Below are 23,001 nucleotides of genomic sequence, written 5' to 3'. Positions count from 1 at the left end.
CTTGCGCCAGTTGTACAGGGTCGCTTCCGAAACGCCTTCCTCGGCGGCAACCTCTCGCACCGAGCGATTGTGCGGTGGGCAAAGCTTAGCCAGCACGGCCCGTCTGCGTTCTTCTGAATACTTCACTGTCAGCTCCTGTCCACCCCCTCTTAGAGACCATTTTAGAGGAGGCGACAACTATCCTGACAGAGGGGACCCTCCAGGCGAGCTACTTAGCCCTGGATCCTGATTTTGTTTGCTGATTGGAACGTTACTTTGCCCTTGCAAGTAATAGGCCCGCTTTAAAACCCGAATGAATATGCTTATGGAATCTCGAGGGCAGGGTGTCTATACTCTTTCGCTCAATCCGGAAAAAATGAGTGGGTAGATGCCCATGATCGAGCGGGGTTCAGTCGCTGCAACGCGTTCTGCTTGCCCCGATCCCGTCAAACTCCAGTCAACAAGGAAATTCAATATGACGTTTGGTTTCAGCATCCGCAAATGCTGCACCCGGCTATGCGGAGGCGCCCTGGCTGCGGCTCTGTTTGTCTCGCCGATTGCAGGTAACAGCGCCGAGGGAAGTGGCGCTTATCGACCCGGTGATGTTCTTCCGATGTCCTCGGCCTTTGTTCCCGAAGAGCGCGTTCTGACTCACCGAGAGCAGGCAAAGCTTGTGCGTGGCTGGCTGGAGAAGCGTTTCGAAACGGTGCTCCCGAAAATCATGCGCCGCGAGGGCATTGATATGTGGATCGTCATTTCTCGCGAATACAACGATGATCCGGTTTTCCGCTCATTGGCGCCCTTCGAAACCTACTCGTCGCGGCGTCGCACCATTCTCGTATTCCACGATCGCGGCGAAGGCCAGGGCGTGGAGACAATGTCTGTCGGTCGGTTTGATTACCAGGGGCTGTACACCGTGGTGCCGACACATAACGAAAAGCAGTTCGAGGGCTTGCGTCAGCTCATCGAAGAGCGTGATCCGCGCCGTATTGGTATCAATACCTCCGAGCGCTGGAACCATGCCGACGGTCTGACGGCCACTCAGCGTGACGCCCTGTTCGAGGCGCTGGGTGATGAGTACCGTGATCGCGTCGTCAGCGCCGAAATGCTGGCCGTGGGCTGGCTGGAGGCGCGTCTGCCCGAAGAAACCGACGCTTACCGTCACATCATGCGTGTTGCGCATTCGGTTATCGGTCGAGCGTTCTCCAATGAGGTGATCGTGCCCGGGGTAACCACCGCCAATGACGTGCGCTGGTGGATGCGTCAGCAGGTAGCCGAGTACGGCCTCGAGGGCTGGTTCCATCCTTCCATCGGCATTCAGCGTCGCGGCGTGGAGGGGCGCTTCAGCGGTGATGCGGTCATCCAGCGCGGGGACATGCTGTGGACCGATTTCGGCATTCAGTACCTGGGTTTTGCCACCGACACCCAGCACAATGCCTACGTGCTGCGCCCGGGTGAAGTGGAACCGCCCGCCGGGCTCAACGCTGGCCTGCGTGCTGCCATGCGCTTGCAGGAAATCACCATGGATGAGGCTCGCGTTGGCCGCAAGGGCAACGATGCGCTGGCCGCTTCGCTGGCTCGAGCCAAAAAGGAGGGGCTCGATGCAACCGTTTACTGGCACTCGATTGGCTACCATGGCCACGGTGCTGGCGCTCCTCTTGGAATGACAGATTATCAGGAAGGTGTGCCCGTACGCGGCGAGCTTCCCTACCGGGCCAATACCTGGCACTCGGTCGAGCTCAACGTGGTTCATCCCGTTCCCGAGTGGGGTGACCAGCGGGTCATGTTCTCCATGGAGGAAGACGCCATCCTGACCGAGGAGGGCTGGGATTGGGTACTGGGCCGCCAGGAGTCCTTCTACCTCATCCGCTAGCGGAAACCATCTGGATCCGGATCAGCGCCCGGGCGAGAGGCAGATGCCCGGGCGCTGGCCATCTCCGGCGGCTTTTCTGAGATCGACGCCCGTGTCGTCGGTGTGTCTCGGTCGATGTGAAACGGCTGTCCATGGATCTGATCGAAGCCTGCCGGCCGCCTGATTCATCGGCTTTTTTACAGGCGTAGGCGCGCTTTCAGTGGGTCGCCTGCAACGTATTGGTGGCGATGGCGATCAGCTACAACCCCCGTTTCATCTGCACTTTCAAAGCGCCAATCCCGTTCGAAGTGTTCGCCGAATTCCCGGTGAGTCGCTGATTCCATTCGTCTTTCATCTGTGTTCATCACACTTTTGGCCTGCCAGCGCGGGATCGTGATGAATGCGCAAAATCCATTGCAATAATCAGTTGCAAAAATATGTTAATCAGGGTACGTTGCAAATCACATTAATTAAAAACTGATTAGTTATGTCCCTGAAGCACTCCAGCGAAAGGATTCGGCTACCGCGCGACACGGCAGGCGACATGACCCAATGGCGATATCGTTCGTTGAGACCTCAGTCGCCGCTTGCCCCCCAGAGAAATCGTTTTTTACCTCATTCCCCAACCGCCTTCCGCGGTGAGCCCATTACCGCCCGCCGTAATCCAACGAGCCACCTGGCAGCTTTCTGCGATGCCCGACGTGCACCGCGTTGGTCTGTCGGGGGCGCTGAGGGAAATCAGGTTGTCACGGCGCTGCGCGAGCAGTGGTCGCGTTCGGGATTGATATCCAGTCGCTTGCGTATGCGCTGGGATTTTCCGACAGACGGTGCGAGGGACATTGCCGAATTGACGAAGTGCTCAGGGGAGCCGGTGAGGAAAGAAAGGTAAAAAAAACAACCTGCAATCAAACAACAGTGCATGGGGCGGGGTTGACGCGCAAGGTGCACAGATAACGTGGAGTAGAGCGAATATGAAGTGGAATCAGATCCTGGTCAAGACGTTGTTGGTAGGCGGCCTGCTGCTTGCAGGGGTGCAGTCACACGCTCATGACTTCGAGCTGCAAGTGCCGAAATCTGCTGACGAGAAGGCTTATGACGGCCGGATGATCCTGATACTTGCGGTTGATGATGAAAAAGAACCGCGATATCAGGTGAGCGGGAGCTTCGACGCTGCGCAGGTTTTCGGGATCAATATCGACGGCTTGAAACGAGGGCAGTCGGTCAGCATTGGTGATGAGGTGCTGGGTTTTCCTGCACGCAGCTTGAGTGATGTGCCCGCAGGTGAGTATTACGCCCAGGCGGTGTTGCACAAATATGACACGTTCAACCTTGCTAATGGCAAAACCGTCAAGCTGCCAGCTGCACGCGGCGCGGGTCAGAACTGGAGAAAAGAGCCAGGCAATCTTTTCAGTAATCCCGTCAAGGTTCGCTTTGATCCCGAAAGCGACGGCAAGATCAAGATCAACCTCAGCGAGGTCAATCCCCCAATCGAAGAGCCAGAAGACACCGAGTTCGTTCGTCACCTGAAAATTCGCAGCGAGCTGCTCTCGGAGTTCTGGGGTACCGATGTCTATCTGCGTGCGCACGTGCTGGTGCCACGGGGATTTGATGAACACCCCGAGGCTCGGTTCCCGCTGGCCATATTCCATGGACACTTCCCGGCGGACTTCGGCGGTTTTCGTACCACCCCTCCGGACCCTGATGCCGAATGCGTATACAGCGAGCGTTTCGATCTCGACTGCTACAACCACATTGAAGAACAAGAAGCATATGACTTCTACAAGTTCTGGATCTCCGAAGACGCGCCGCGCATGCTGATTGTGGAAATCGACCACAGCAACCCGTATTACGACGACAGTTATGCGGTCAACTCGGCCAACATCGGACCTTATGGCGACGCCATAACCTATGAGCTTGTTCCCGCTATTGAAAAGGAATTTCGCGGCCTGGGTGAGGGTTGGGCGCGGTTTGTATATGGCGGCTCAACCGGTGGCTGGGAAGCGCTCGGCGTTCAGGTGAAATACCCGGAAGAATACAACGGAGCGTTCGCGGCCTGTCCTGATCCGATTGATTTCCGTGAGTTCATGACAGTCAACATTTATGAGGATGAGAACGCCTACTACCGCAAGGGGCCCTTCGGGAAAATTGACCGTCCTGCCCAGCGCGATTACCTGGGCAACATCTCGCGCACGATGGAGGGCGAGAATCGCTGGGAGCTGGTTCTTGGCGACAAGACCCGCTCGGGTGCGCAGTGGGATGTGTGGGAGGCTGTATTTTCACCGAATGGTGAAGATGGCTACCCGGAGCGCATCTGGGATAAGCGCACAGGGCAGATCAATAAAGACGTTGCCGAGTACTGGCGCGAGAATTACGACCTGCGCTACATCATGGAACGCGATTGGGAAGAGCTGGGACCGAAGCTGCAGGGAAAAATTCATATCTATGTCGGCGACATGGATAACTACTACCTGAACAACGCTGTTTACCTGACCGAAGACTTTCTGGAAAAGGCAGATCCCCCCTATGAGGGCGTTGTCGACTATGGCGACCGTGCTGAGCACTGCTGGAACGGTGACCACAACAACTCGAACGCAGTTTCGCGGCTTCGCTACAACACATTTTACTTGCCGACCATTCTGGATCGCATGGAGAAAACCGCACCGGAGGGAGCTGACTTGAAGAGCTGGAGATATGACTGAGTTTTACAAGGAACACGGGTTGTCTTGGGGATTCGCAATTCTCTGAGGGGCCCTCACAAATCATTTTGATCAATCGGTCGTGGGAGTTTTGCGGCCTAAATCCAAAAGAGCAGGAGGCTCAATGAAAACACTAAAAAGGACCAGCACGCTGGCGATAGCCTCGCTGATTAGCGCGGCGCTCGGTTCGTCAGCTTTAGCCCAAAATACCGATGTCGACGACGCTTCCAGGGAGTCTGTTGACGGGGTTGAGGAAACTTCAGAACAGAATATGGACGTGATTGTAGTAACGGGGTCCCGGATCCGTTCGGCAAACGTGGAAAGCGTCAGTCCCGTTACTACCTTGACCTCAGAAGAGTTCCAGACCAGGGGCACCATTCGGACCGAGGATCTTCTGAACCAGCTTCCACAGGTGTCTGCGCTACAGGGAAGTGCTGCTTCCAATGAGGCTACCGGTACCGCCCAGGTTGACTTGCGTGGCCTTTCCCCCGACCGGACGCTGGTCCTTGTCAATGGCCGCCGCCTCCCGTATGGCTCCCCCATTTCCGTGCCGTCGGACTTGAATCAGGTGCCTTCGATGCTGATTCAGTCCGTCGAGGTGCTGACTGGCGGCGCATCAGCCGTTTACGGTTCGGACGCCATCGCAGGGGTTGTCAACTTCAAACTGATTGACAATTTCGAGGGCATCAAGCTCAGTGCCAACCTCAATTCGGCGCAGCATAACAACAGTAATACAAAGCTTCAGAAGCTGAACCGAGCCAACAACTACCCGGTTCCGGATGGCTCCGAATGGGATGGCTTCGGTGCGGAATACTCTGTTGTCATGGGCACCAATACTGCAGGTGGGCGCGGCAATATCACCGCCTACGCCAGTTATCGCAAAGTGGATCCCATCATCCAGAGTGATAGAGACTATTCCTCCTGCGCCCTGGGCACGACCGGTAGCAGGGGTGAGCAGCTCTCATGTAGCGGATCGGGCTTCGCCCACCCGGCAAACCTCTCCAATTCCCTGGGTATTCCCGATGTGCCGACAGGGTTCCGGGTTAACGATGGTCGGTTTGAAGAAGGCAGCCACGTCTTCAACTTTGCGCCCTTCAACTACTATCAGCGCCCGGATGAACGACGGTCGATGGGTGCGATGGGGCATCTCGAACTGAATGAATATGCCAGACCGTATTTCGAGATGAGCTTCATGGATGACCGCTCGGTAGCCCAGATTGCGCCCGGCACGGTCTCGGGTGGAATTCAGGGAAGAAGAGGTGGCCTCAATTGTGACAACCCATTGCTGAGTGATCAGCAGGCCGATTTCCTGTGCTCGGCTGCCGGCTTTTCCACTGGCAGCAATTATGATGCCGATGGCAACTATCTCGGGCCCGATGATATCGCCCAAGGCATTCTGTTGCGACGCCGCAACCTCGAGGGTGGTCCGCGGCAAGATGACCTCCGCCACCAGACTCACCGTCTTGTGCTTGGCAGTACCGGCAAGTTGTTCGGCAACTTCGAGTATGACTTTTTCGGCTCGTATTCGAACGTTTCATATCGTAGCCGCTTCACTGGGGATGCCAACTTCGAGCGCCTTGGTAACGCCTTGAATGTGGTCACCGACATGCGGCCGTCATCTTCCACCTTCGGGCAGCCGGTGTGCTCGATCAACGCTGATGCCAATCCGAATAACGACGACCCGGCGTGCTTCCCCCTGGACTATTTTGGTCCTAACGGCGCTTCGCAGCAGGCGACCCAGTATGTCCTGGAAAACAAGGGAATTACCGGCGATACGTCTCTCACCAACATCGTATTGTCAGCTAATGGTGACCTGGGTGATTATGGTGTTCAGATGCCATGGAGCGATTACGGGGTCGGTGTTGCGGCAGGCTTTGAATACCGCAAGAACTCGCTCGAGTATGTGCCCGATGAAATCTACCAGAACGCAGGCACCCCGGAGATGCCAGTCGAAGGCGATGTCGATGTGAAGGAGTTCTTTGCAGAGGTCAATGTGCCCCTCGTGACCGACATGCCTTTGATCTATTCACTCGGGTTTGAGGCAGCCTATCGCTATTCGGACTACAGCACTGATTTCACTACTGATACCTACGGCTTCGGTCTGGACTGGTCACCCACGGACTCGCTGCGAGTTCGCGCGAGCTACCAGCGAGCGGTGCGTGCGCCCAACGTGATCGAGCTGTTTTCCAGCCAGAACAAGTTCGAGGTCGAGCTGACAGAATTGCCCAACGGTAGCTTCGACCCCTGCTCAGGCGCAAACCCTTATGCGTCAATGGAAGAGTGCGCGCGCACCGGTGTCACGCCAGCGCAGTACGGGAATATTCAGGACAACCCGGCTGGTCAGTTCAACACCATTGTCGGAGGCAACCCTGATCTGCAGCCGGAAAAAGCAGACACGTATTCCCTGGGATTGGTCTACAGTCCTTATTTTCTCGAGGGCTTGACGTTGTCAGCCGACTACTTTGATATCTCGGTGAGCGACCTCGTTGGTAGCGTCAACCCCAATCTGGCAATGAATAACTGCCTTGAGACTGGCGACCCGTACTTCTGCGGCCTGATTCAACGCGGTCAGGGTGGGTCACTGTTCCTGTTCGACGACGGATACTTCGAGCGATTCAATATCAACACCGGATCGCTTGACACCACTGGCGTGGACCTTTCAGCCGACTATCGTTTCGGGATCGGGGATATGGGTGATATCGGATTGAACTTCGTAGGCACCTATGTGGATGAGTTCAAGTCGACACCGCTGCCCAACTCCCCCAGCGAGGACGTTTACGACTGTAAGGGATTGTATGGTGGTCTGTGCGGCCGACCACGCCCCGAGTGGCGGCACAAGATCCGCGCCGGATGGACAACGCCAGTTGATCTGTCGGTGTTTCTCACATGGCGCCATACGAGTTCTGTGGATATTGCCCAGACCAGTTCGCAACCTGCACTGGAAGGTAGCTACGCTGAAGTCAACAAGTCCCTGGGTTCCAGGAACTACTTTGATCTTTCCGCGAACTACTACTTCTCGGACCAGGTTTCGCTTGTCCTTGGTGTGAACAATCTGCTGGACCGTGATCCACCGTTGACTACGACGGCGGCTATCGAGGATGGCGGTAACGGCAATACGTATCCGCAGTTCTATGATGCCGTGGGCCGAACCGTGTTCTTCGGTATCACCTATCAACCGTAAGCAGCGGTAACGGTGAGGGAGCGGAGTGTTCATGCACTCCGCTCCCTTGCTTTAATCATCAAGCTTTGGAGGACCCGTCATGCGATTGTCTTGTCGTGCTACAAGCCGGCTTCTGACCCTTGTTGCTCTCGTTTCACTTGCATTGGCACTGCCGACGGCAGGTTTCAGTCAAGTCAGCAAGCAGAAAAAGGATGAAGCGTTATCTTTACTTAAAGATATGATTCCCTATCGCACTGCCAAGGGGTACGGCCAACTTCCTGCCCTGGTAGATCACCTGACGTCCATATTGCGTGAGGCGGGTTTTCCGGAGGAGGACATCATCGAAGTTCCTCTGAACATCGATGGAGAGGATGTCAGTGGTTTGATTGTCCGCTATCGAGCTTTGTCAGATTCGCCCGAGCTTGATCCCGTTGTTTTCATGGCGCATATGGACGTTGTTGACGCCTTGCCAAAGAACTGGGACACCTCTCCCTATAGCCCGGAGATGATCGATGGCTATCTCTACGGTCGCGGAGCGCAAGACAACAAGTTCGGCGTAGCTTTGCTTGTGTCAACGTTTATCAATCTCAAGCAATCCGGATTCGAGCCCGAACGTGAGCTGGTGCTGGCGTTCTCAGGTGACGAAGAAACCGGGATGTTGACAACCCGCAAGATTCTCGAAAACCCCGTGGTCAAGAGTGCTGATTTTGCGCTCAACTCCGATGCCGGCGGGGGCAGTATATCCGCCGATGGAGAACCCCTGGCGTTTACCATGCAAACCGCAGAGAAGGCATACGCAACTTTCTCCTTGTCAACAACGAACCCGGGTGGACATAGTTCAGCGCCCAAGCCCGAGAATGCTATCTATGACCTTGCGCGTGCTCTGCTCGCAGTTGAGACGCTGCAGTTCCCTGTGCAGTTCAACGAGATCACTCGCTCCATGGCCAAGGCAACGGCAAAGCGCGAGGGGGGCGAGGTCGAGCGTGCACTTGACGCACTGCTGCAGGACCCGGCCGACAAGGGCGCAATCGAAACCATGAAGCGCTATCCGCAGTTTTCCAACATGTTGTGGACAACCTGCGTTGCGACCATGTTGGAGGCAGGGCATGCGGAAAATGCGCTCCCTCAAGACGCTCAAGCAACGGTCAATTGCCGAATCTTGCCCGACACCGGTGGCCTCGATCACGTGCGTTCGGAGCTCGCTCGAGCAATCGATAACCCAGAGGTCAGGATCACCGAGCTTGGTGAAACGGTCGAGAGCCCAGCGTCTCCCATTCGGGCAGATGTGCTGGAAGTTCTCCAGCAAGGCGTAGAGGTGAATTACCCGGGAATGACGCTGCAGCCAGTCATGTCTTCCGGCGGCACCGAGGGCCGAGAGTATCGAGTGGCAGGAATACCGACATATGGCGCTGGCAGTCTGGCTCTGGTTCGACCGGATGACAGCCGTGCCCATGCTCCTAATGAAAGGATCCCGGTTGAGTCCTTTTATCGGGAAATGGACTATTGGGATTACGTCATTCGAACCCTGGGCGGCGGTACAGTCCAATGACTGCTGAATCACGACGAAGATTTCTTAAATCCAGCGCTGTTCTGACGCTGCTGGGTAGCGGCGTAGCCGGTTGGGGAGCGTTGAGGGCAGCAGAGTCCAGCCCGCCAAAGTCGGGTCTGGAAGGGCTCAAGCCGATGACCGATGGCGCCACTTTCATCAGCGGCGCTGAACGAAAAGCACGGCGAAGAAAACTGCGTGCGCTGCTGCGCAAACAAGGCCATGGCATGGCGTTGATTGAACCAGGCAGCACGCTGGAGTACTTTACCGGCGTCAAATGGTGGATCAGCGAGAGGCTGACAGCGGCGATCATTCCGGCTGAAGGCGAAATGACGTTCATTACTCCGTCTTTCGAAGAAAGCCGGCTCAAGGAGATGCTACCCGGATCAGCACAAATCATTACCTGGGAAGAGGACCAGGACCCATTCAGGCTGCTGTCTGACTGGCTGAAAAAGCAGTCGCTTTCGGATAGTGATATCGCCCTTGATGAGTCCGTTCGCTATTTCGTCGCTCATCGATTGGCCGCAAGTGCTCCCGATGCGACGCTGACATCGGCCCGTGACGAGGTCAATGCCTGCCGTATGATCAAGTCCAGCGCGGAAATTGCGCTCATGAAACTCGCCAGCGACATAACCATTCGCGCTTATCAGGCCGTATATCCCCTGATTGAACGCGGTATGACGCGCGAAGACATCATTCGGTTGATGTATCAGGCTCAGACAGCTCTTGGCAGTGACCAACCCGGCGGTGGCGCGCAGATCGGTAAAGGCAGCGCCCTGCCGCATGGTTCCAAGGTGCCCGAGCAGATCGACGATGGCTCAGTCGTCTTGATGGACTTTGGTTGTACGGTAGGCGGATATCATTCCGATATATCCCGCACATTCGTTTTCGGTGAGCCTGACGCGGCGCAGAGAAAGTTATGGAACCATGTGCACCGAGGCCAGCAGATAGCTTTCGAGGCAGCGCAGGCCGGGACCCCGGCAGGGGCCGTGGATGACGCGGTGCGCGAATATTACGAAGAACTTGGTTATGGCCCCGGTTACAAGCTTCCAGGACTTTCTCATAGAACAGGTCATGGCATTGGTCTTGACATCCATGAGCCGATCAACTTTGTTCGCAACGAGAGAACTCCATTGCAGCCGAATATGTGTCTGTCAAACGAGCCGGGGCTCTATATTCCCGGTCGATATGGAGTGCGGCTCGAGGATTGCCTGTATATAACGGAGCAGGGGCCCCGCTGGTTTTCCGAGCCGCCATCGAGTATCGATGATCCAATGAGCTAGCACGCCAGGCTTCAGGACAGCCCCGTTGAGTAAGCATCATTACAACAAGAGATGAAGATTATGAGATTTCGTATTGAACTGGTATTGCTCTGCATCGGCATGGCGTTGGCTTGCAGCGGTGGATACGCTGCAAACTCATCCATGCCCGGGCTGCCCGATCTGCGGGATCGTGCGGAGGTTCAGAACCGGTGGCTGGAACAGAGACTGGACCAACTGGTACCTGAACTGATGCGTGAAAACGGCGTGGATATGTGGATCATCATCGCCCGTGAATATAATGAGGATCCGGTTCTCGAGACCATGTTGCCGGCGACCTGGATGTCGGCACGCAGGCGGATGGTGCTGATCTTTCATGATCGTGGCGAGAGCGGCGGGGTCGAGCGGATGGCGATCGCAAGATACCCCGTAGGCAATATATTCCCATCGGCCTGGGATCCGGATGCGCAGCCGGATCAGTGGGCGCGCGTCGCCGAGATTGTGCGTGAGCGAAACCCGGATCAGATAGCCATCAATGTCTCCGAGACATTTGCTCTCGCTGACGGCCTGTCGGTCAGCCAGTATCGTCAATTGCAATCCGCCCTTGGAGCTGAGTATTCCAGGCGCCTGGTCTCTCATGATGCGCTGGCCATCGGGTGGCTGGAGACACGCATAGCCGCTGAGATGAACACCTATCAAAGCATCATGCGCGTAGCGCATCGCATCGTTGAGCGGGGTCTGTCAGAAGAAGTGATCACGCCCGGGGTCACTAGCACGGACGATGTGGTCTGGTGGTATCGAGAGACATTGGCAGATCTGAAGGTTCAGCCATGGTGCCAGCCCAGCGTGAGTATTCAGCGCCAAGGAAAGTCAACATTCAAGATCGGAGAAATGGTTTTTGACAACACCAACGTGATCCAGCCAGGTGACCTGCTGCACGTTGATTTCTGCATGAGTTATATGGGGCTCAAGACGGACACCCAACAGATGGCCTACGTTCTCAAGCCGCGTGAAAGCGAAGCACCCAAGGGCCTGCGCGAGGGGCTTTACGCGGCAAACAAGGTACAAGACGCGCTGATAAACAACTTCAAAGAAGGTCGCAGCGGTAACGAAATTCTTTTTGCAGCACGCAAGGAAGCGATCGATAACGGCCTTGAGCCCACGATCTATACGCATCCGATCGGTTACCACGGCCACGGTGCCGGGCCTGCGATCGGCTCCTGGGAGCAGCAAAATGGCTCGCCGGGGACCGGTGACTATCCGCTGCGTGCAAATACCGCGCACTCCATCGAGCTGAACGCAATCGAACCTGTGCCGGAGTGGGGAAACCAGGAGGTTCGCTTCATGCTGGAAGTGGATGGGTTTTTCACCGGGGAGGACTTCTATTACATCGACGACAGGCAAACAGAATTGTTGCTGATTCCTCGGCTGAACAATACAAGGTAGTTTCCACCAAGAAAACAATGTGAGAATGCAACAATGAGTGCTACTGTCAAGAGTTTACTGTTCACTGCGTTGATGGGTATGCTGCTTGCGGCGCTGCCGCTTGGCGCTGCCGAAAAGACCGTGCTCGATGAGCCGGTCAGCAAGGAAGTGTTGAACGCCGTCGTCGATTGGCGTGACCAAGCGGTGGGCTTGTTGATTGATATCGGCGGCATCGAGTCGCCATCGGGGAAAGAGCTGGAAAGAGCCACGCGCGTGGCTGCTGCAATGCGCGAGATCGGTCTCTCTGACGTGCGTGTGACTGATGCGCCCAATGCCGTCGGCAGGATAGCAGGACGCTCCGGCAAAGCCATCGTATTTGTTTCAACCCTGGATGATCTCAAGACAGTAGCAGAGCATCAACGTGAACGGGGTAGACCGCCGGCAGTGGAGGGCAATCGGGTCGTAGGGCCGGGAACCAACACCTCCTCGACCACCGTAGCGATGCTGACGGCGGCACGTGCTCTGATCAGTTCCGGCGTAGAGCCGGAACATGATCTGATCTTCGCCGCCGTTGCGCAGGAAGAAACCGGAATGGTCGGCATGCGTGAGCTCTACGATGAGTACAAAGGACGGGCCGAAGCATTCGTCGACATTCTCGGCGACGGGCGCAGCATAGCGTACGGCGCGCTTGGAATTCACTGGTGGAGGGTCATCGCTACCGGCCCGCCCGGGCATACGCTCAGAGGGGGCTTGCCGAACGTCAATCTGGGTATTTCACGTGCAGTGGACCGAATCCTCGGACTGCCACAACCGGCGCGCCATGATGATCGCATGACCCGCATCAATATTGCCATGTTGCAAAGCGGCGCGGTGTTTAATCACAAACCCCCAGAAGGCTGGTTCTCACTGGATATACGCTCGCTTGACGCGGCGATAATTTCGGAAATTGAAGACGCCGTCGATGAGATTCTGGATGACGTTGCTCAACAGACCGAGACCCGGTTCAGGCTGGAGCCGGTCAACAAGGTACCCGGTGGGCAAATTCCGGGAGCGCTCGAAAGTGACCTCGTGAGGTGGTCGAAGGCCGTTTCCATGCGGATCGGGGTGTCGCCCGAGTACACGGATGCCGGCTCAGCCAACCTCAATGTTGCCATCGCGGCCGGAACGCCGGCGATCGGTCTGGGCGGCGAGCGCGGCGGGCGTCGCGGATTTGCAGATGAGTGGGCTGATATCGAGACCATGCTCAGATCTGCAAAAAGCGTAGCACTGCTGGGCGTGACCTTGGGCTCCGGAGATTCGGCACCCTCACCTTGAGCGCCGGCTCGGCAGGCCGTTTTTGCGTTGCTGCGCTCACCTGCTGCCTCTAGTAGTCAACATATTCATCTGAAAATCCAGGAGCATGTCCATGAGAATCTTGATAGCTGCACTTTCCATTCTTCTGCTAACCAGCGCAGCAATGGCAGATACCAGAATCAAGGGTGAAGCTCAGTTACGCTGGGAGCGCATGAATCAGATTCGTCAGGACAAGTTTGACCTGGTGCTGCCAGAGGTCATGCGTGAAAATGACGTTGATATGTGGATAACAGTTAACCGTGAGGGTTATGAGGATCCTCTGACGGAAGACTTCGGTCGTGGTTACACGGGTGACTGGGGATACTATATTTTTACCGATCGGGGTGGCGATCGGATCGAACGGGCCGCTTTGGGCATTGGCACCTATCTGGTTGAGGAAAATGGTGCTTATGACATCTACAGTTCTGATTTCGACCTCAAGAAATTTGTCTCCGAGCGTGACCCCCAGACCATTGCTCTGAATTTTGCCGAACACATCGGGGGTGCTAACGGTTTGACCACTACGGCGAAGGCGAAACTGACCAGAGAGTTGGGTGACAAGTATGCAGCCCGTTTTGTGTCGGCACAGAAGCTCGCTTCGGATTTTCGCTCGCGTCGCGTTGCTACCGAGATCGCTGGCTTCGCTACTGCTGGTGAAATGTCGCGCGTGATTGCCGAGCGTGCTTTGTCCAACGAGGTGATCACCGCCGGAAAAACCACGTTGGAGGAGGTGGCCTGGTGGATCCGCGAGCAGCAATTCGCGCAAAATCTCGGTACTTCATTCGGCATGCCGTCTGTATACATAACCGGTCCGGATGGGATTGAAGCGACCTCGACTGATCGGATTATCCAGCCCGGAGACTTCCTGTCGCTGGATTTCGGCGTCGGCTATCTGAACTTCTATACCGACATGAAACGCCACGCCTACGTGCTCAAGGATGGCGAAACCAGATTGCCTGAAAGTTACCAGAAGGCATTCGATAATGGGCGTCGGGTTCGTGAGGTGATCAGGCGCAACATTCACGTGGGCAAGACAGCTGGGGAAATTTTTGACCTGGTCAACAACGAGATCAACAACGCCGGGTTTTCGGTAATGGCTAAGGCCAACTCGCCAACAGATGACCCTGCTGATATCGATGTGATCATCGGTTGTCACTCAGTCGGCAATCTCGGACATGGTATCGGTCCGTCCATCGCTTGGTTCAACCCCGAGCGCATGACCTATACGATTCAGCCCAACACCTTGTTCGCAATCGAACTGTTTGCCTACACCGCCATTCCTGAATGGGGTGGAAAAAAGCTGCGGATTCCTCTGGAAGACGACGCAATCGTCACTGAGCGTGGTGTCGAGTGGCTTTATCCGATCAATCAGCGGGTTCTGTTGATACGCTGAGAGAGTACTGGTGGCTGACTTGGCAGCTACCTTGGTCGTCGGGCTGACCTTGTTGTTTACCTGCAGCAATCTGGCCAGACCGGCCCTGGTGAGTCATGTGGAGTAGTTCCGAATGCAGAGATTGTTCAGATGGCGTCCGGTTGCCGGGGGCTTGGTAGAAGCCCGCGGCGCGTGGCGCTCGAGACTGTTGGCATGCAAGGCGCTGCGCTTTGGCGTATTGCTGGTTGGCCTCGCACTTATGGTTCCTCAGGCCGTTGAGGCTCAGCTGGCCCAGGAGCGCACGCAGCGTGAGCTGGCTGTCAAGCTGGAAAAGCTGGAGACGACGTTGCAGCCCCTCATGCAGAAGCACGGTGTGGATATGTGGATTATCTATACCAGGGAGAATGACCCGGACCCCCTGATTCAGCTTTTCGGTGACTATATCAATACCGCTTCGGGCCACCGAAACGCCTATATCTTCTACGATCCGGGCACCGGAGAACCCCTGGAAAGGACTGTGCTGGGCACCCATGTGCGCGGTCATGTATTGCCCTTTTTTCCTGATGTCACGGAATCGGGTCACGGTTACGGGCAGGAGGGACTGGCCCCCCACCTCCGGGAGTATGTCAAGAGTCGGGCGCCCGAGACTATTGCGATCAATCGCTCCCGAACCATCACCATGGCCGACGGGCTCTCGTTGGAGGGGTATAAGTACCTGGTGGATGCATTGGGGTCGGAGTACGAAGCGCGGTTTGTCTCCGCCGAGCCGCTGGCGATTGACTATATCTCTCATCGAACACCGGCCGAGCTGGAAATCAGCATCGAAGCCAGCTGGATTACCTGGAATCTTCTCCGCCGCGCGTTTTCCAACGAGGTCATCACTCCCGGCGTCACTACCAACGAAGATGTAATGTTCTGGCTCAACGATCAGGTACAGAAGCAGCAGCTGAGCCTGAACTTCGCAACTTCGGTGACGATCCACAGACAGGGGGTGGAAGGGGGCTTGAGTGAGCATCAGGCAGTGGTTATCCAGCCGGGTGACATGCTGCACACCGATTTCGGTATTCAGCTCATGGGGATTGGTACCGATCAGCAAAAACAGGTTTACGTGCTCCGACCTGGTGAAACCGAGCCCCCGGCAGGGCTGCAGGCTCTTTTCGCGCAGTCAGCGCAGATGGCCGAAATTATCGCCGCGGAGTTGAAGCCCGGTGTGGAGGGGCGGGATGTGAAGGCCAGGGCCGAGGCTCGAGGGCGGGAAGCGGGGATCACCAATCTTCTTTATTCTCACTCTCAAGGCAACTGGGTACACGACGCTGGTGCTTGGGCGATCGCTGATTGGCCCGAGCGGTATGGGAATCACCCTCGGGAACCGGTGCGGCCCACAGAGTTCTGGTCCATTGAGTTTTCAGTCACGGGAGAAATTCCCGAGTGGCAAGGCCAGACCCTCAGCATGGGGCGGGAGGAAGATGGCTGGGTGGACAAGGATGGCACTTTTCACTGGATGACCGGACCGCAGACCGAGATCTGGACCGTACGAAGCTATTAACCCGGCATCAAACCAGGTTGCATTCAGCTGCGCTGTGCATCCCGACAGCAAGTTTCGGTAACGCCGTCTGGCGGGATGCACAACGCCGCCTGTCGTTCAATATCAATATGTCAGGCTCACGTGTCGTGAGTATGGTCGAGCGGCTCTCCGGTCCGATTTCAACCCATCGCGGTATCGAGCAGCATCATGATCACGAATCCGATCATCAGGCCGGTGGTGGCCGCGGCCTCGTGGCCCTTGCGGTGTGATTCGGGAATGATTTCGTGGCTGATGACAAACAGCATGGCCCCGGCCGCCAGGCCCAGGCCCCAGGGCAGCAGCGCCCAGGACAGGCCGATGACGGCGGCGCCGAATACCGCCATGACCGGTTCAGCCAGGCCCGAGAGCATGCCGATACTGATCGCGATGCTGCGACGATAGCCGGCTGCCAGCAGTGCCACGGCCACCACCAGCCCTTCGGGAATGTCCTGGATGGCGATGCCCGCCGCCAGCGCGTGGGCGCTGGCGATGTCCTGTGCGGCGTAGGCCACGCCGATGGCCAGGCCTTCGGGCAGGTTGTGCAGCACAATCGCGATCACGAACAGCCAGGTGCGCCTGAGCTTGCGCGCGCCGGGCACGTCCAGACCCTCGCGCCCCTTGATGAAGTGTTTGTGCGGCAAAAGCTGGTCGAGCAGCATCAGCGCCGCCGCTCCCAGCAGGATCGAGGCACCGATCACCGATCCGGCCGCCCACGGTCCGCCGCCCCACAGGCCCTGCTGCTGTGCCGCCTCCAGGCCGGGCAGAATCAGCGAGAACGAGCTGGCGGCCAGCATGACTCCGGCGCCAAAGCCCAGCAGGGTGTCCTGCAACCGTTCCGACAGGGTCTTTGAAAACAGCGCCGGCACGGTACCCAGGGCGGTGGCGAGCGCTGCAACTGAACCTCCCAGCAGCGCGTTCCAGACCGGCGGTCGTGCCCGCACAAAACTCCAGAACGGGCCGGCCAGCGCCACCAGGGCAATGGCCGCGACGATTGTCACCGGCCAGAACCAGCGGCGGGTGTGCAATGCTGCCGTGCGTGGACTCATGCTTGCGCTACGGCATCACAGCAGTAGCAGCACCAGCCGGTAGGCAAAGTAGAAGCCGATTGTGAATACGGCGGCCGTAGCGATCCGGTTCCTTGTCGTATGGAGATAGCACAGGAGGAAAATGCCGACGTAGACCATGGTCATCTCGACGTTGCGGAACCACGAGTACAGGTTGAAGTCGACAATCCTCAGTATCAGGGCGGCGGCCAGCAACAGGCTGGGAAGGATCAGGATAGCGCCCACTTTTTCAGCAAAGAAGCCCGTGCTTCGGGCCGGGCTGTCGTTGCGGCCGGCGAGCCAGCGCAGGGCGTAAGTCGCGACCACCAGTGGTATGCCGATGGCCAGCACCGACCGCAGGCCGGAAGTGATGTGGCCGAACTTGAACGTCCAGCTGCTGAAACGGGTGACCTGCGCCATGAAGATGTAGACAAAGGTGATGCCCAGAAAGACGCCAAGATTGATCAACCCCAGTCCGAGCGAGGCGCCGTTGTCGCGATGAAAGTACTCATCGGGCTGCATGATCACTTTGCGCACATGGTCGATGTAGGTGTTTGCAGCGTCGGAGCCGCCTGATTCAGGCCCCGCGCTGGCCGGCTTGCTGCCCGGGTCACTCTCCGGCGGCGCGGTCTGGTCTTCGTGTTCTGGTCTGTTCATTTTCAACCACCTCCCGATTGAATCATGGATTCCTGCTCCATCGATACTAACCCGGCCACTGAAGGGAATGGGTTGCGCGGCTCCGGACGGGGTCTTCTCCCTGAGAACGGTTCGCTATAATGATGGCACTTGCGCCCGCAAGGTCATTTGCGAGATGTCGAGCAGGTCCTGAGGTTCGATTCTGCACCGCCCGGTGCGCCAGGGCAAACTCACCAGAAGCAGGAAGCCGAAATGCAAGCGAAGATTTTTTTGCAGGCGGGCCTGGCGGCTGTCGCCATGGTCGTGATGCACACGGCATCAGCACATGTGACGCTCGAGACGGCTCAGGCAGCAGCCGGGAGCTACCACAAGACGGTTCTGCGTGTTCCGCACGGCTGTGGCGGTTCGGCCACGGTCAAGCTGCGCGTGCAGATCCCCGAAGGCATGATTTCGGTCAAGCCGCAGCCCAAGCCCGGGTGGCAGCTGGACATGGTGCCGGGCGACTACGATCAGGCCTATCATCTGCACGGTGCCCGCATCACTTCGGGCGTCAGGGAAGTTGTCTGGACCAGCGGGCCGCTGCCTGATGACCAGTTCGACGAGTTCGCCTTCATGGTTTATCTGGCCGAAGATCTGGCCGAACAAGAGCGGGTGTATCTGCCCGTGGTGCAGGAATGCGAGCAAGGCGTCGAGCGTTGGATCGACAAGGATGAAAACTCCGACTCGCCCGCGCCCCTGCTGCGCATCGAATCCGGCGCGTGACCGGCGCGGCGCGCCTGCCGCCAGCCCCTGAATGCAAATGTTCAGAGCGATTCCCCGCCCATGGCCCGAGGTTGCTGGGCTGGAAGCTGCTGATGCTGGCCACCGGCCTGCTTGGCCTGGTGTCGGCTTTGTCGTGGGCGCCGCCGGCACTGGCGCACGCGGGGCTGATCGAATCGCAACCCGCGCACGACGCGCGACTGGCCGCTTTCCCGGAACAGGTTGTTCTGCGCTTCAACGAACCGGTTTCACCGCTGAAGGTCAACTTGCTCACGCCGGCGGGTCAGAGCATCGAGCTTGCAGATATCGCCCATGAGCAGGCAACCGTGCTGGTTTCACTGCCCGAGAGCCTGGATGAGCGCGGAACCTACGCGCTGAGTTGGCGCGTGGTGTCGGCCGATGGTCATCCGATCGGCGGCAGCCTGCTTTTCTCGGTCGGCGCGCCAACCACCGCAGTGGAGGTTTCAGAACAGAGCAGCACCGCTCGGGGGTTCGCGATCTGGCTGAGCCGGCTGCTGTTGTATGTCGGTCTTTTCCTTGGCCTGGGCGGCGCAGTTTTTTTCGCGTTGTTTGACCTCGACGATGCTGCCGCCCACAAGGCATCGCGCCTGACAAGCGTGCTGATCTGTCTGGGCGCTGGGGCGGTGGGGTGTTCTCTCGGGCTGTTCGGTCTGGATGCGCTCGACCTGCCGCTGAGCGAGGTTCATCGCTGGCAGGTCTGGCGCATCGCCGTCGGATCCGGCCCCGGTGCCTCGGCGGGCCTGGCCCTGCTTGCCCTGGGGCTGGCCCTGAGTGCGCGGCTGGGCGGGCGGCGCTGGCAAGTCCTGGCCGTGCTGATGGCACTTGCCCTGGCCGGGTTTTCGCTGGCTGTCAGCGGCCATGCCAGCATCGCACCGCCGCAGTGGCTGGCGCGTCCGGCGGTCTGGCTGCACGGGGTGGCGGTGGTGTTATGGGCCGGCGCGCTGCTCCCGCTCGGGCGGCGACTGGCCTCGCATCATGGCGGCCGCAGGTCGGCGTTGGCCCGGTTCTCTGGTGTCATCCCCTGGGTACTGGTGGTGCTGGTGGCCAGCGGTGTGGTTCTCGCTTTTCTGCAGGTCGATCATCTGCGCTCGCTGGTGAGCACGCCTTACGGGTGGATACTGCTGGGCAAGCTCGCCCTGGTAGGTCTGCTGATGGGCCTGGGAGCGTTCAATCGTTACCGCCTGACGGCGGGCGTGGTGCGCGGTGACACGGGTTACCAAGTGCGAATGCGACGCGTTATCATGTTGGAAGTCATGGTGGTGGTGCTGGTGCTTGCGTTGGTGGCGCTGTGGCGCTTTACCCCGCCGCCGCGCAACCTGGCGCCGGCGCTGCCCGTGACGACCATGGCCAGCCACCTCCACAGTGCTGGAACCAGCGCTGAAATCGAGATTCGTCCGGGCGACGGCGATGCCGCCGGAACGCTTCGCCTGCAACTGTTTGGCGAAGACGGTTCACCCCTGGAGGCGCAGGAAGTACAGGTCGCTTTCTCCAACGAAAGGGCCGGCCTGGAGCGCTTGCGCTTCAAGGCTCATCCAGGCGCCGACAAGGGAAGCTGGCAGGTGCCCGAGCTCAAGCTGCCGGCGCTGCCGGAGTGGCAGGTCGAAGTCGAGGTGCTTGTCACGGACTTCGAGCGTACGCGGATATCGGGCGAGGTTTCCATGCCAATGAACTAAAAAGGAGCAGCGTGTCAGTGAATCAGCCAGTGAGTCGCGCAACCGGCGGCCGTTGTATCAGCCCAACGGTGACCAGTGTTTTCCCGGCCGTCATTTTGGTCGTAGCGTCTTCAGCCTTGTGGGCCGCCGAAGGGCTGGATGAGGGCGACACGCTGGACCGCATCGAGGTCGAGGGTCGGCAAGGCTCGTCCCTGACCGTACAGAGCACGCAGCAGGCGCGGGAGGCCATCGAGCGCATTCCCGGTGGTGTGGCGCTGGTCTCCGATCTGGAGTGGCGCGAAACCCAGGCCGCCACCATGAAGGACATGCTGGATTTCACCCCCGGCGTATTCGTGCAGCCCAAGTGGGCCGGCGACTCCCGTTTGTCGATTCGTGGTTCGGGCCTGTCGCGCTATTATCATTTGCGCGGGATCAGCCTGTATCAGGACGGCGTTCCCATGAACAACGCTGACGGCAGCAGCGACTTTTCCTGGGTGGATCCGACGGCATATCGCTATACCGAAGTCTACAAGGGCGCCAACGGCATGCGCTATGGCTCGGGTACGCTGGGTGGCGCAATCAACTTCGTCACTCCCGGCGGCGCCGACGCTGAGCGTTTCCGCGGCCGCGTGGATATTGGCAGCTTCGGCTGGCTGCGGACCCATGCCAGTTCGGGCATGGAGTTCGACGGGGGAGATGGTTTCATTACTGCCTCGGCCCAGCGACAGGACGGCTTTCGTGACCACAGCCGCGGAGATTCACAGCGCCTCAGCGGCAATATCGGCTGGCAGCTGGGTTCGCAGGCCGAGACCCGGTTCTATCTTTCCGGGCTGCGGGCCCGCCAGGAATTGCCCGGCTCGCTGATGCGCAGGCAGGCGCTGGCGCACCCCGAGCAGGCCGCAGCTGTCAACATCGTCGACGACTGGCAACACAATGTCGATGGTGCCCGCCTGGCAAACCGAACCGTGATGGAGCGCGGCAATACCCGCTATGAGCTCGGCGGCTGGCTGTCGTATAGCGAGCTCGATCATCCGATCTATGAGTACCTGGACCACGACCGGACCGACTATGGCCTGTATGCGCGCCTGGAAAATCAGTCTTCATGGGCCGGCCGTGAAAATCATGCCGTGCTCGGGCTGACTCTGTCGGGCGGCGATGTTGAAGCCCGGCAGTTCGAGAATCACGGTGGCGTCAAGGCTGCGCCTACCGACCCCGTGCGCAACAAGGCTGCCAGCGCCACACTGTATGGCGAAAACCGGCTCGAGCTGGCGCATGATCTGTCTCTGATTGCCGGCCTGCAGTATCTGCATACCCGACGCAAACGCACCGATCAGTTCAAGCCGGTGCCCGAGTCCGGCAGCAAGAGTTATGCGTTGTTCAATCCGAAGCTCGGCATGTTGTGGCAGCCGAACCAATCGCTTGCCGTGTACGGCAATATCTCGCGCAGCGGTGAGCCGCCCACGTTCGACGATATGCAGTTTGACAGTCGGGCGGCGCTCGAACGCCTGAAGGTTCAGCGCGCCACCACGTTCGAGCTGGGTACTCGCGGGGGCAACGACCGCCTGTCGTGGGATGTCTCCGTGTATCACGCGCGCATCAGCAACGAGTTTCAGTGTGTGTCGACGGCTTGGAACATCTGTGACCGAACCACCAACCTCGACCGGACCGTGCACCAGGGCGCAGAGGCCGGTCTGGGCTGGAAGCTGGCGGAGAGTCTACTCACCCCGGCCGACGGCCTGGAGCTGCAGCTGGCCTATACCTATAACGATTTTTACTTCGACAGTGACCCCGTCTGGGGCAATAACAGAATTCCGGGCGTTCCGCGTCATTATCTGCGCAGCGAATTGCTGTATACCCATACCAGCGGGCTGTTCATCGGCCCCGGACTCGAGTGGGTGCCGAAGCCCTTCCATGTGGACAACGCCAACAGCCTGCAAACCGCCAGCTATACGCTGCTCAACGCCCGGGCGGCAGGCTGGCGCTCGGACGCGCTGTCGCTGTTCATCGAGGGGCGCAATCTCGCTGACAGGAACTACATAGCGAGCGCCAGCATCACCGATGTGGCTGCACCCGATGCCGCCCTGTTCGAACCCGGAAGCGGCCGCAGCGTTTATGTAGGCATCGAGCTGACGTATGATTGATCCGGTGCGAATCTGAACCACATTCTTGCCGGGCCAGCAGTCCGGTGGCCTTGACCCGGACGTCGGATGGAATATGCCTTGATGACCCTGTCGTCGATCGATGTGCCGACGCTTGCGGTGGCGAGAGCCATTATTCAGATAACGCTGGCCGGCCTGATAGTCTGGACGGGCAATCGTCAGGAGCACCGATCAGGCACGCACTGGTGGGCCTGGGGCCTCGCCTTGCACGGTCTGGGGTTGTTGCTGTTCATCGTTGTCACCGAGCATGGCGTGCTCGACAGCATGCTCATTGTCGGCAATCACCTGTGTTTCGCGTTCAGCTCGATCTGTATTCTGCTCGGCTTCTGGCGTTTTGCGCAGCAATCGCCGCACCGGTGGCTGATTGCCTTGATCATCGGCATTTCGGTCGCCAGCCTGCTGTTGTCCCCCCTTATTCTTCAATGCGGGCTAGAAAGAGGTATGGCGTGTCAATTTCTGTCGTATAATCAGAGTGTTAAGGCACTAATCCCACGACAGAAAGAGAACACGCCATGGGTGAAACACTACCCCTTTTCAAAGCCTCGT

The 23,001-nt window shown here is 58.3% G+C and carries 16 protein-coding genes; 13 read left to right on the top strand and 3 right to left on the bottom strand.

All coding sequences use genetic code 11. The features are described 5' to 3' along the window. Positions 1 to 126, bottom strand: a 126-nt coding sequence (locus ACEWQZ_RS06165) for a transposase (RefSeq protein ID WP_476482137.1), incomplete at its 3' end; no start/stop codon positions are given. Between the two features lie 466 nt (positions 127 to 592). On the opposite strand from ACEWQZ_RS06165, the gene ACEWQZ_RS06160 reads away from it, so the two are divergent. From ACEWQZ_RS06160 to ACEWQZ_RS06120, 9 genes are all read left to right on the top strand, one after another. Beyond that, the gene (locus tag ACEWQZ_RS06160; RefSeq protein ID WP_476482199.1) at positions 593 to 1,852 is read left to right on the top strand and encodes a M24 family metallopeptidase; all 1,260 of its coding nucleotides are present in this window, start codon (positions 593 to 595) and stop codon (positions 1,850 to 1,852) included. 950 nt (positions 1,853 to 2,802) lie between these two features. Further along, positions 2,803 to 4,530 carry an alpha/beta hydrolase-fold protein gene (locus ACEWQZ_RS06155; RefSeq protein WP_476482198.1) on the top strand — a complete coding sequence of 576 codons (1,728 nt, stop codon included), beginning with the start codon at positions 2,803 to 2,805 and terminating at the stop codon, positions 4,528 to 4,530. 121 nt (positions 4,531 to 4,651) lie between these two features. Then, on the top strand, positions 4,652 to 7,708 hold the full coding sequence (locus tag ACEWQZ_RS06150; protein WP_476482197.1) for a TonB-dependent receptor domain-containing protein: 3,057 nt from the start codon (positions 4,652 to 4,654) through the stop codon (positions 7,706 to 7,708). A gap of 79 nt (positions 7,709 to 7,787) precedes the next feature. Continuing rightward, on the top strand, positions 7,788 to 9,236 hold the full coding sequence (locus tag ACEWQZ_RS06145; RefSeq protein ID WP_476482196.1) for a M20/M25/M40 family metallo-hydrolase: 1,449 nt from the start codon (positions 7,788 to 7,790) through the stop codon (positions 9,234 to 9,236). Further along, a complete protein-coding gene (locus ACEWQZ_RS06140; RefSeq protein ID WP_476482195.1) occupies positions 9,233 to 10,516 on the top strand; it encodes a M24 family metallopeptidase in 1,284 nt (427 codons plus the stop codon). The genes ACEWQZ_RS06145 and ACEWQZ_RS06140 overlap by 4 nt, the downstream gene beginning before the upstream one ends. Before the next feature lie 60 nt (positions 10,517 to 10,576). Continuing rightward, positions 10,577 to 11,938 carry a M24 family metallopeptidase gene (locus ACEWQZ_RS06135; RefSeq protein WP_476482194.1) on the top strand — a complete coding sequence of 454 codons (1,362 nt, stop codon included), beginning with the start codon at positions 10,577 to 10,579 and terminating at the stop codon, positions 11,936 to 11,938. Positions 11,939 to 11,971: 33 nt separating this feature from the next. Continuing rightward, positions 11,972 to 13,231, top strand: a complete 1,260-nt coding sequence (locus tag ACEWQZ_RS06130) for a M20 family metallopeptidase (RefSeq protein WP_476482193.1) — start codon at positions 11,972 to 11,974, stop codon at positions 13,229 to 13,231. A gap of 91 nt (positions 13,232 to 13,322) precedes the next feature. Continuing rightward, positions 13,323 to 14,642 (top strand): M24 family metallopeptidase, encoded by a 1,320-nt coding sequence (locus ACEWQZ_RS06125; RefSeq protein ID WP_476482192.1) that lies wholly within the window; start codon positions 13,323 to 13,325, stop codon positions 14,640 to 14,642. A gap of 112 nt (positions 14,643 to 14,754) precedes the next feature. Next, on the top strand, positions 14,755 to 16,167 hold the full coding sequence (locus ACEWQZ_RS06120) for a M24 family metallopeptidase (protein WP_476482191.1): 1,413 nt from the start codon (positions 14,755 to 14,757) through the stop codon (positions 16,165 to 16,167). A gap of 158 nt (positions 16,168 to 16,325) precedes the next feature. On the opposite strand, the gene ACEWQZ_RS06115 is transcribed toward ACEWQZ_RS06120, so the two are convergent. Then, positions 16,326 to 17,231 (bottom strand): ZIP family metal transporter, encoded by a 906-nt coding sequence (locus ACEWQZ_RS06115; protein ID WP_476482190.1) that lies wholly within the window; start codon positions 17,229 to 17,231, stop codon positions 16,326 to 16,328. 15 nt (positions 17,232 to 17,246) lie between these two features. Beyond that, positions 17,247 to 17,885 (bottom strand): hypothetical protein, encoded by a 639-nt coding sequence (locus ACEWQZ_RS06110; protein WP_476482189.1) that lies wholly within the window; start codon positions 17,883 to 17,885, stop codon positions 17,247 to 17,249. Between the two features lie 231 nt (positions 17,886 to 18,116). Here ACEWQZ_RS06110 and ACEWQZ_RS06105 point away from each other — a divergent pair, with 231 nt between their 5' ends. The 4 genes from ACEWQZ_RS06105 to ACEWQZ_RS06090 form a co-directional block, all read left to right on the top strand. After that, positions 18,117 to 18,626, top strand: coding sequence for a YcnI family copper-binding membrane protein (locus ACEWQZ_RS06105; protein WP_476482188.1), 510 nt, complete (start codon positions 18,117 to 18,119; stop codon positions 18,624 to 18,626). Positions 18,627 to 18,718: 92 nt separating this feature from the next. Next, complete coding sequence (locus tag ACEWQZ_RS06100) at positions 18,719 to 20,317, top strand: copper resistance CopC/CopD family protein (RefSeq protein ID WP_476482187.1); 1,599 nt, start codon at positions 18,719 to 18,721, stop codon at positions 20,315 to 20,317. A gap of 68 nt (positions 20,318 to 20,385) precedes the next feature. After that, positions 20,386 to 22,437 carry a TonB-dependent receptor family protein gene (locus ACEWQZ_RS06095; protein ID WP_476482186.1) on the top strand — a complete coding sequence of 684 codons (2,052 nt, stop codon included), beginning with the start codon at positions 20,386 to 20,388 and terminating at the stop codon, positions 22,435 to 22,437. Positions 22,438 to 22,515: 78 nt separating this feature from the next. After that, positions 22,516 to 23,001 (top strand): hypothetical protein (locus ACEWQZ_RS06090; RefSeq protein ID WP_476482185.1); only part of this gene is annotated, 486 nt, incomplete at its 3' end.

The sequence above is a fragment of the Wenzhouxiangella sp. YN1 genome (assembly GCF_056324145.1).
The sequence above is the reverse complement of the archived record's forward strand: the minus strand, read 5'-3'. Positions and strand labels throughout refer to the sequence as shown.

Bases quoted from the DNA above. Each gene is read 5' to 3' on its own strand.
- ACEWQZ_RS06150 (WP_476482197.1), top strand. From the start codon at position 4,652: ATGAAAACACTAAAAAGGACCAGCACGCTGGCGATAGCCTCGCTGATT.
- ACEWQZ_RS06155 (WP_476482198.1), top strand. From the start codon at position 2,803: ATGAAGTGGAATCAGATCCTGGTCAAGACGTTGTTGGTAGGCGGCCTG.
- ACEWQZ_RS06120 (WP_476482191.1), top strand. From the start codon at position 14,755: ATGCAGAGATTGTTCAGATGGCGTCCGGTTGCCGGGGGCTTGGTAGAA.
- ACEWQZ_RS06160 (WP_476482199.1), top strand. From the start codon at position 593: ATGTCCTCGGCCTTTGTTCCCGAAGAGCGCGTTCTGACTCACCGAGAG.
- ACEWQZ_RS06105 (WP_476482188.1), top strand. From the start codon at position 18,117: ATGCAAGCGAAGATTTTTTTGCAGGCGGGCCTGGCGGCTGTCGCCATG.
- ACEWQZ_RS06125 (WP_476482192.1), top strand. From the start codon at position 13,323: ATGAGAATCTTGATAGCTGCACTTTCCATTCTTCTGCTAACCAGCGCA.
- ACEWQZ_RS06115 (WP_476482190.1), bottom strand. From the start codon at position 17,231: ATGAGTCCACGCACGGCAGCATTGCACACCCGCCGCTGGTTCTGGCCG.
- ACEWQZ_RS06140 (WP_476482195.1), top strand. From the start codon at position 9,233: ATGACTGCTGAATCACGACGAAGATTTCTTAAATCCAGCGCTGTTCTG.
- ACEWQZ_RS06100 (WP_476482187.1), top strand. From the start codon at position 18,719: ATGCTGGCCACCGGCCTGCTTGGCCTGGTGTCGGCTTTGTCGTGGGCG.
- ACEWQZ_RS06110 (WP_476482189.1), bottom strand. From the start codon at position 17,885: ATGAACAGACCAGAACACGAAGACCAGACCGCGCCGCCGGAGAGTGAC.
- ACEWQZ_RS06130 (WP_476482193.1), top strand. From the start codon at position 11,972: ATGAGTGCTACTGTCAAGAGTTTACTGTTCACTGCGTTGATGGGTATG.
- ACEWQZ_RS06145 (WP_476482196.1), top strand. From the start codon at position 7,788: ATGCGATTGTCTTGTCGTGCTACAAGCCGGCTTCTGACCCTTGTTGCT.
- ACEWQZ_RS06135 (WP_476482194.1), top strand. From the start codon at position 10,577: ATGAGATTTCGTATTGAACTGGTATTGCTCTGCATCGGCATGGCGTTG.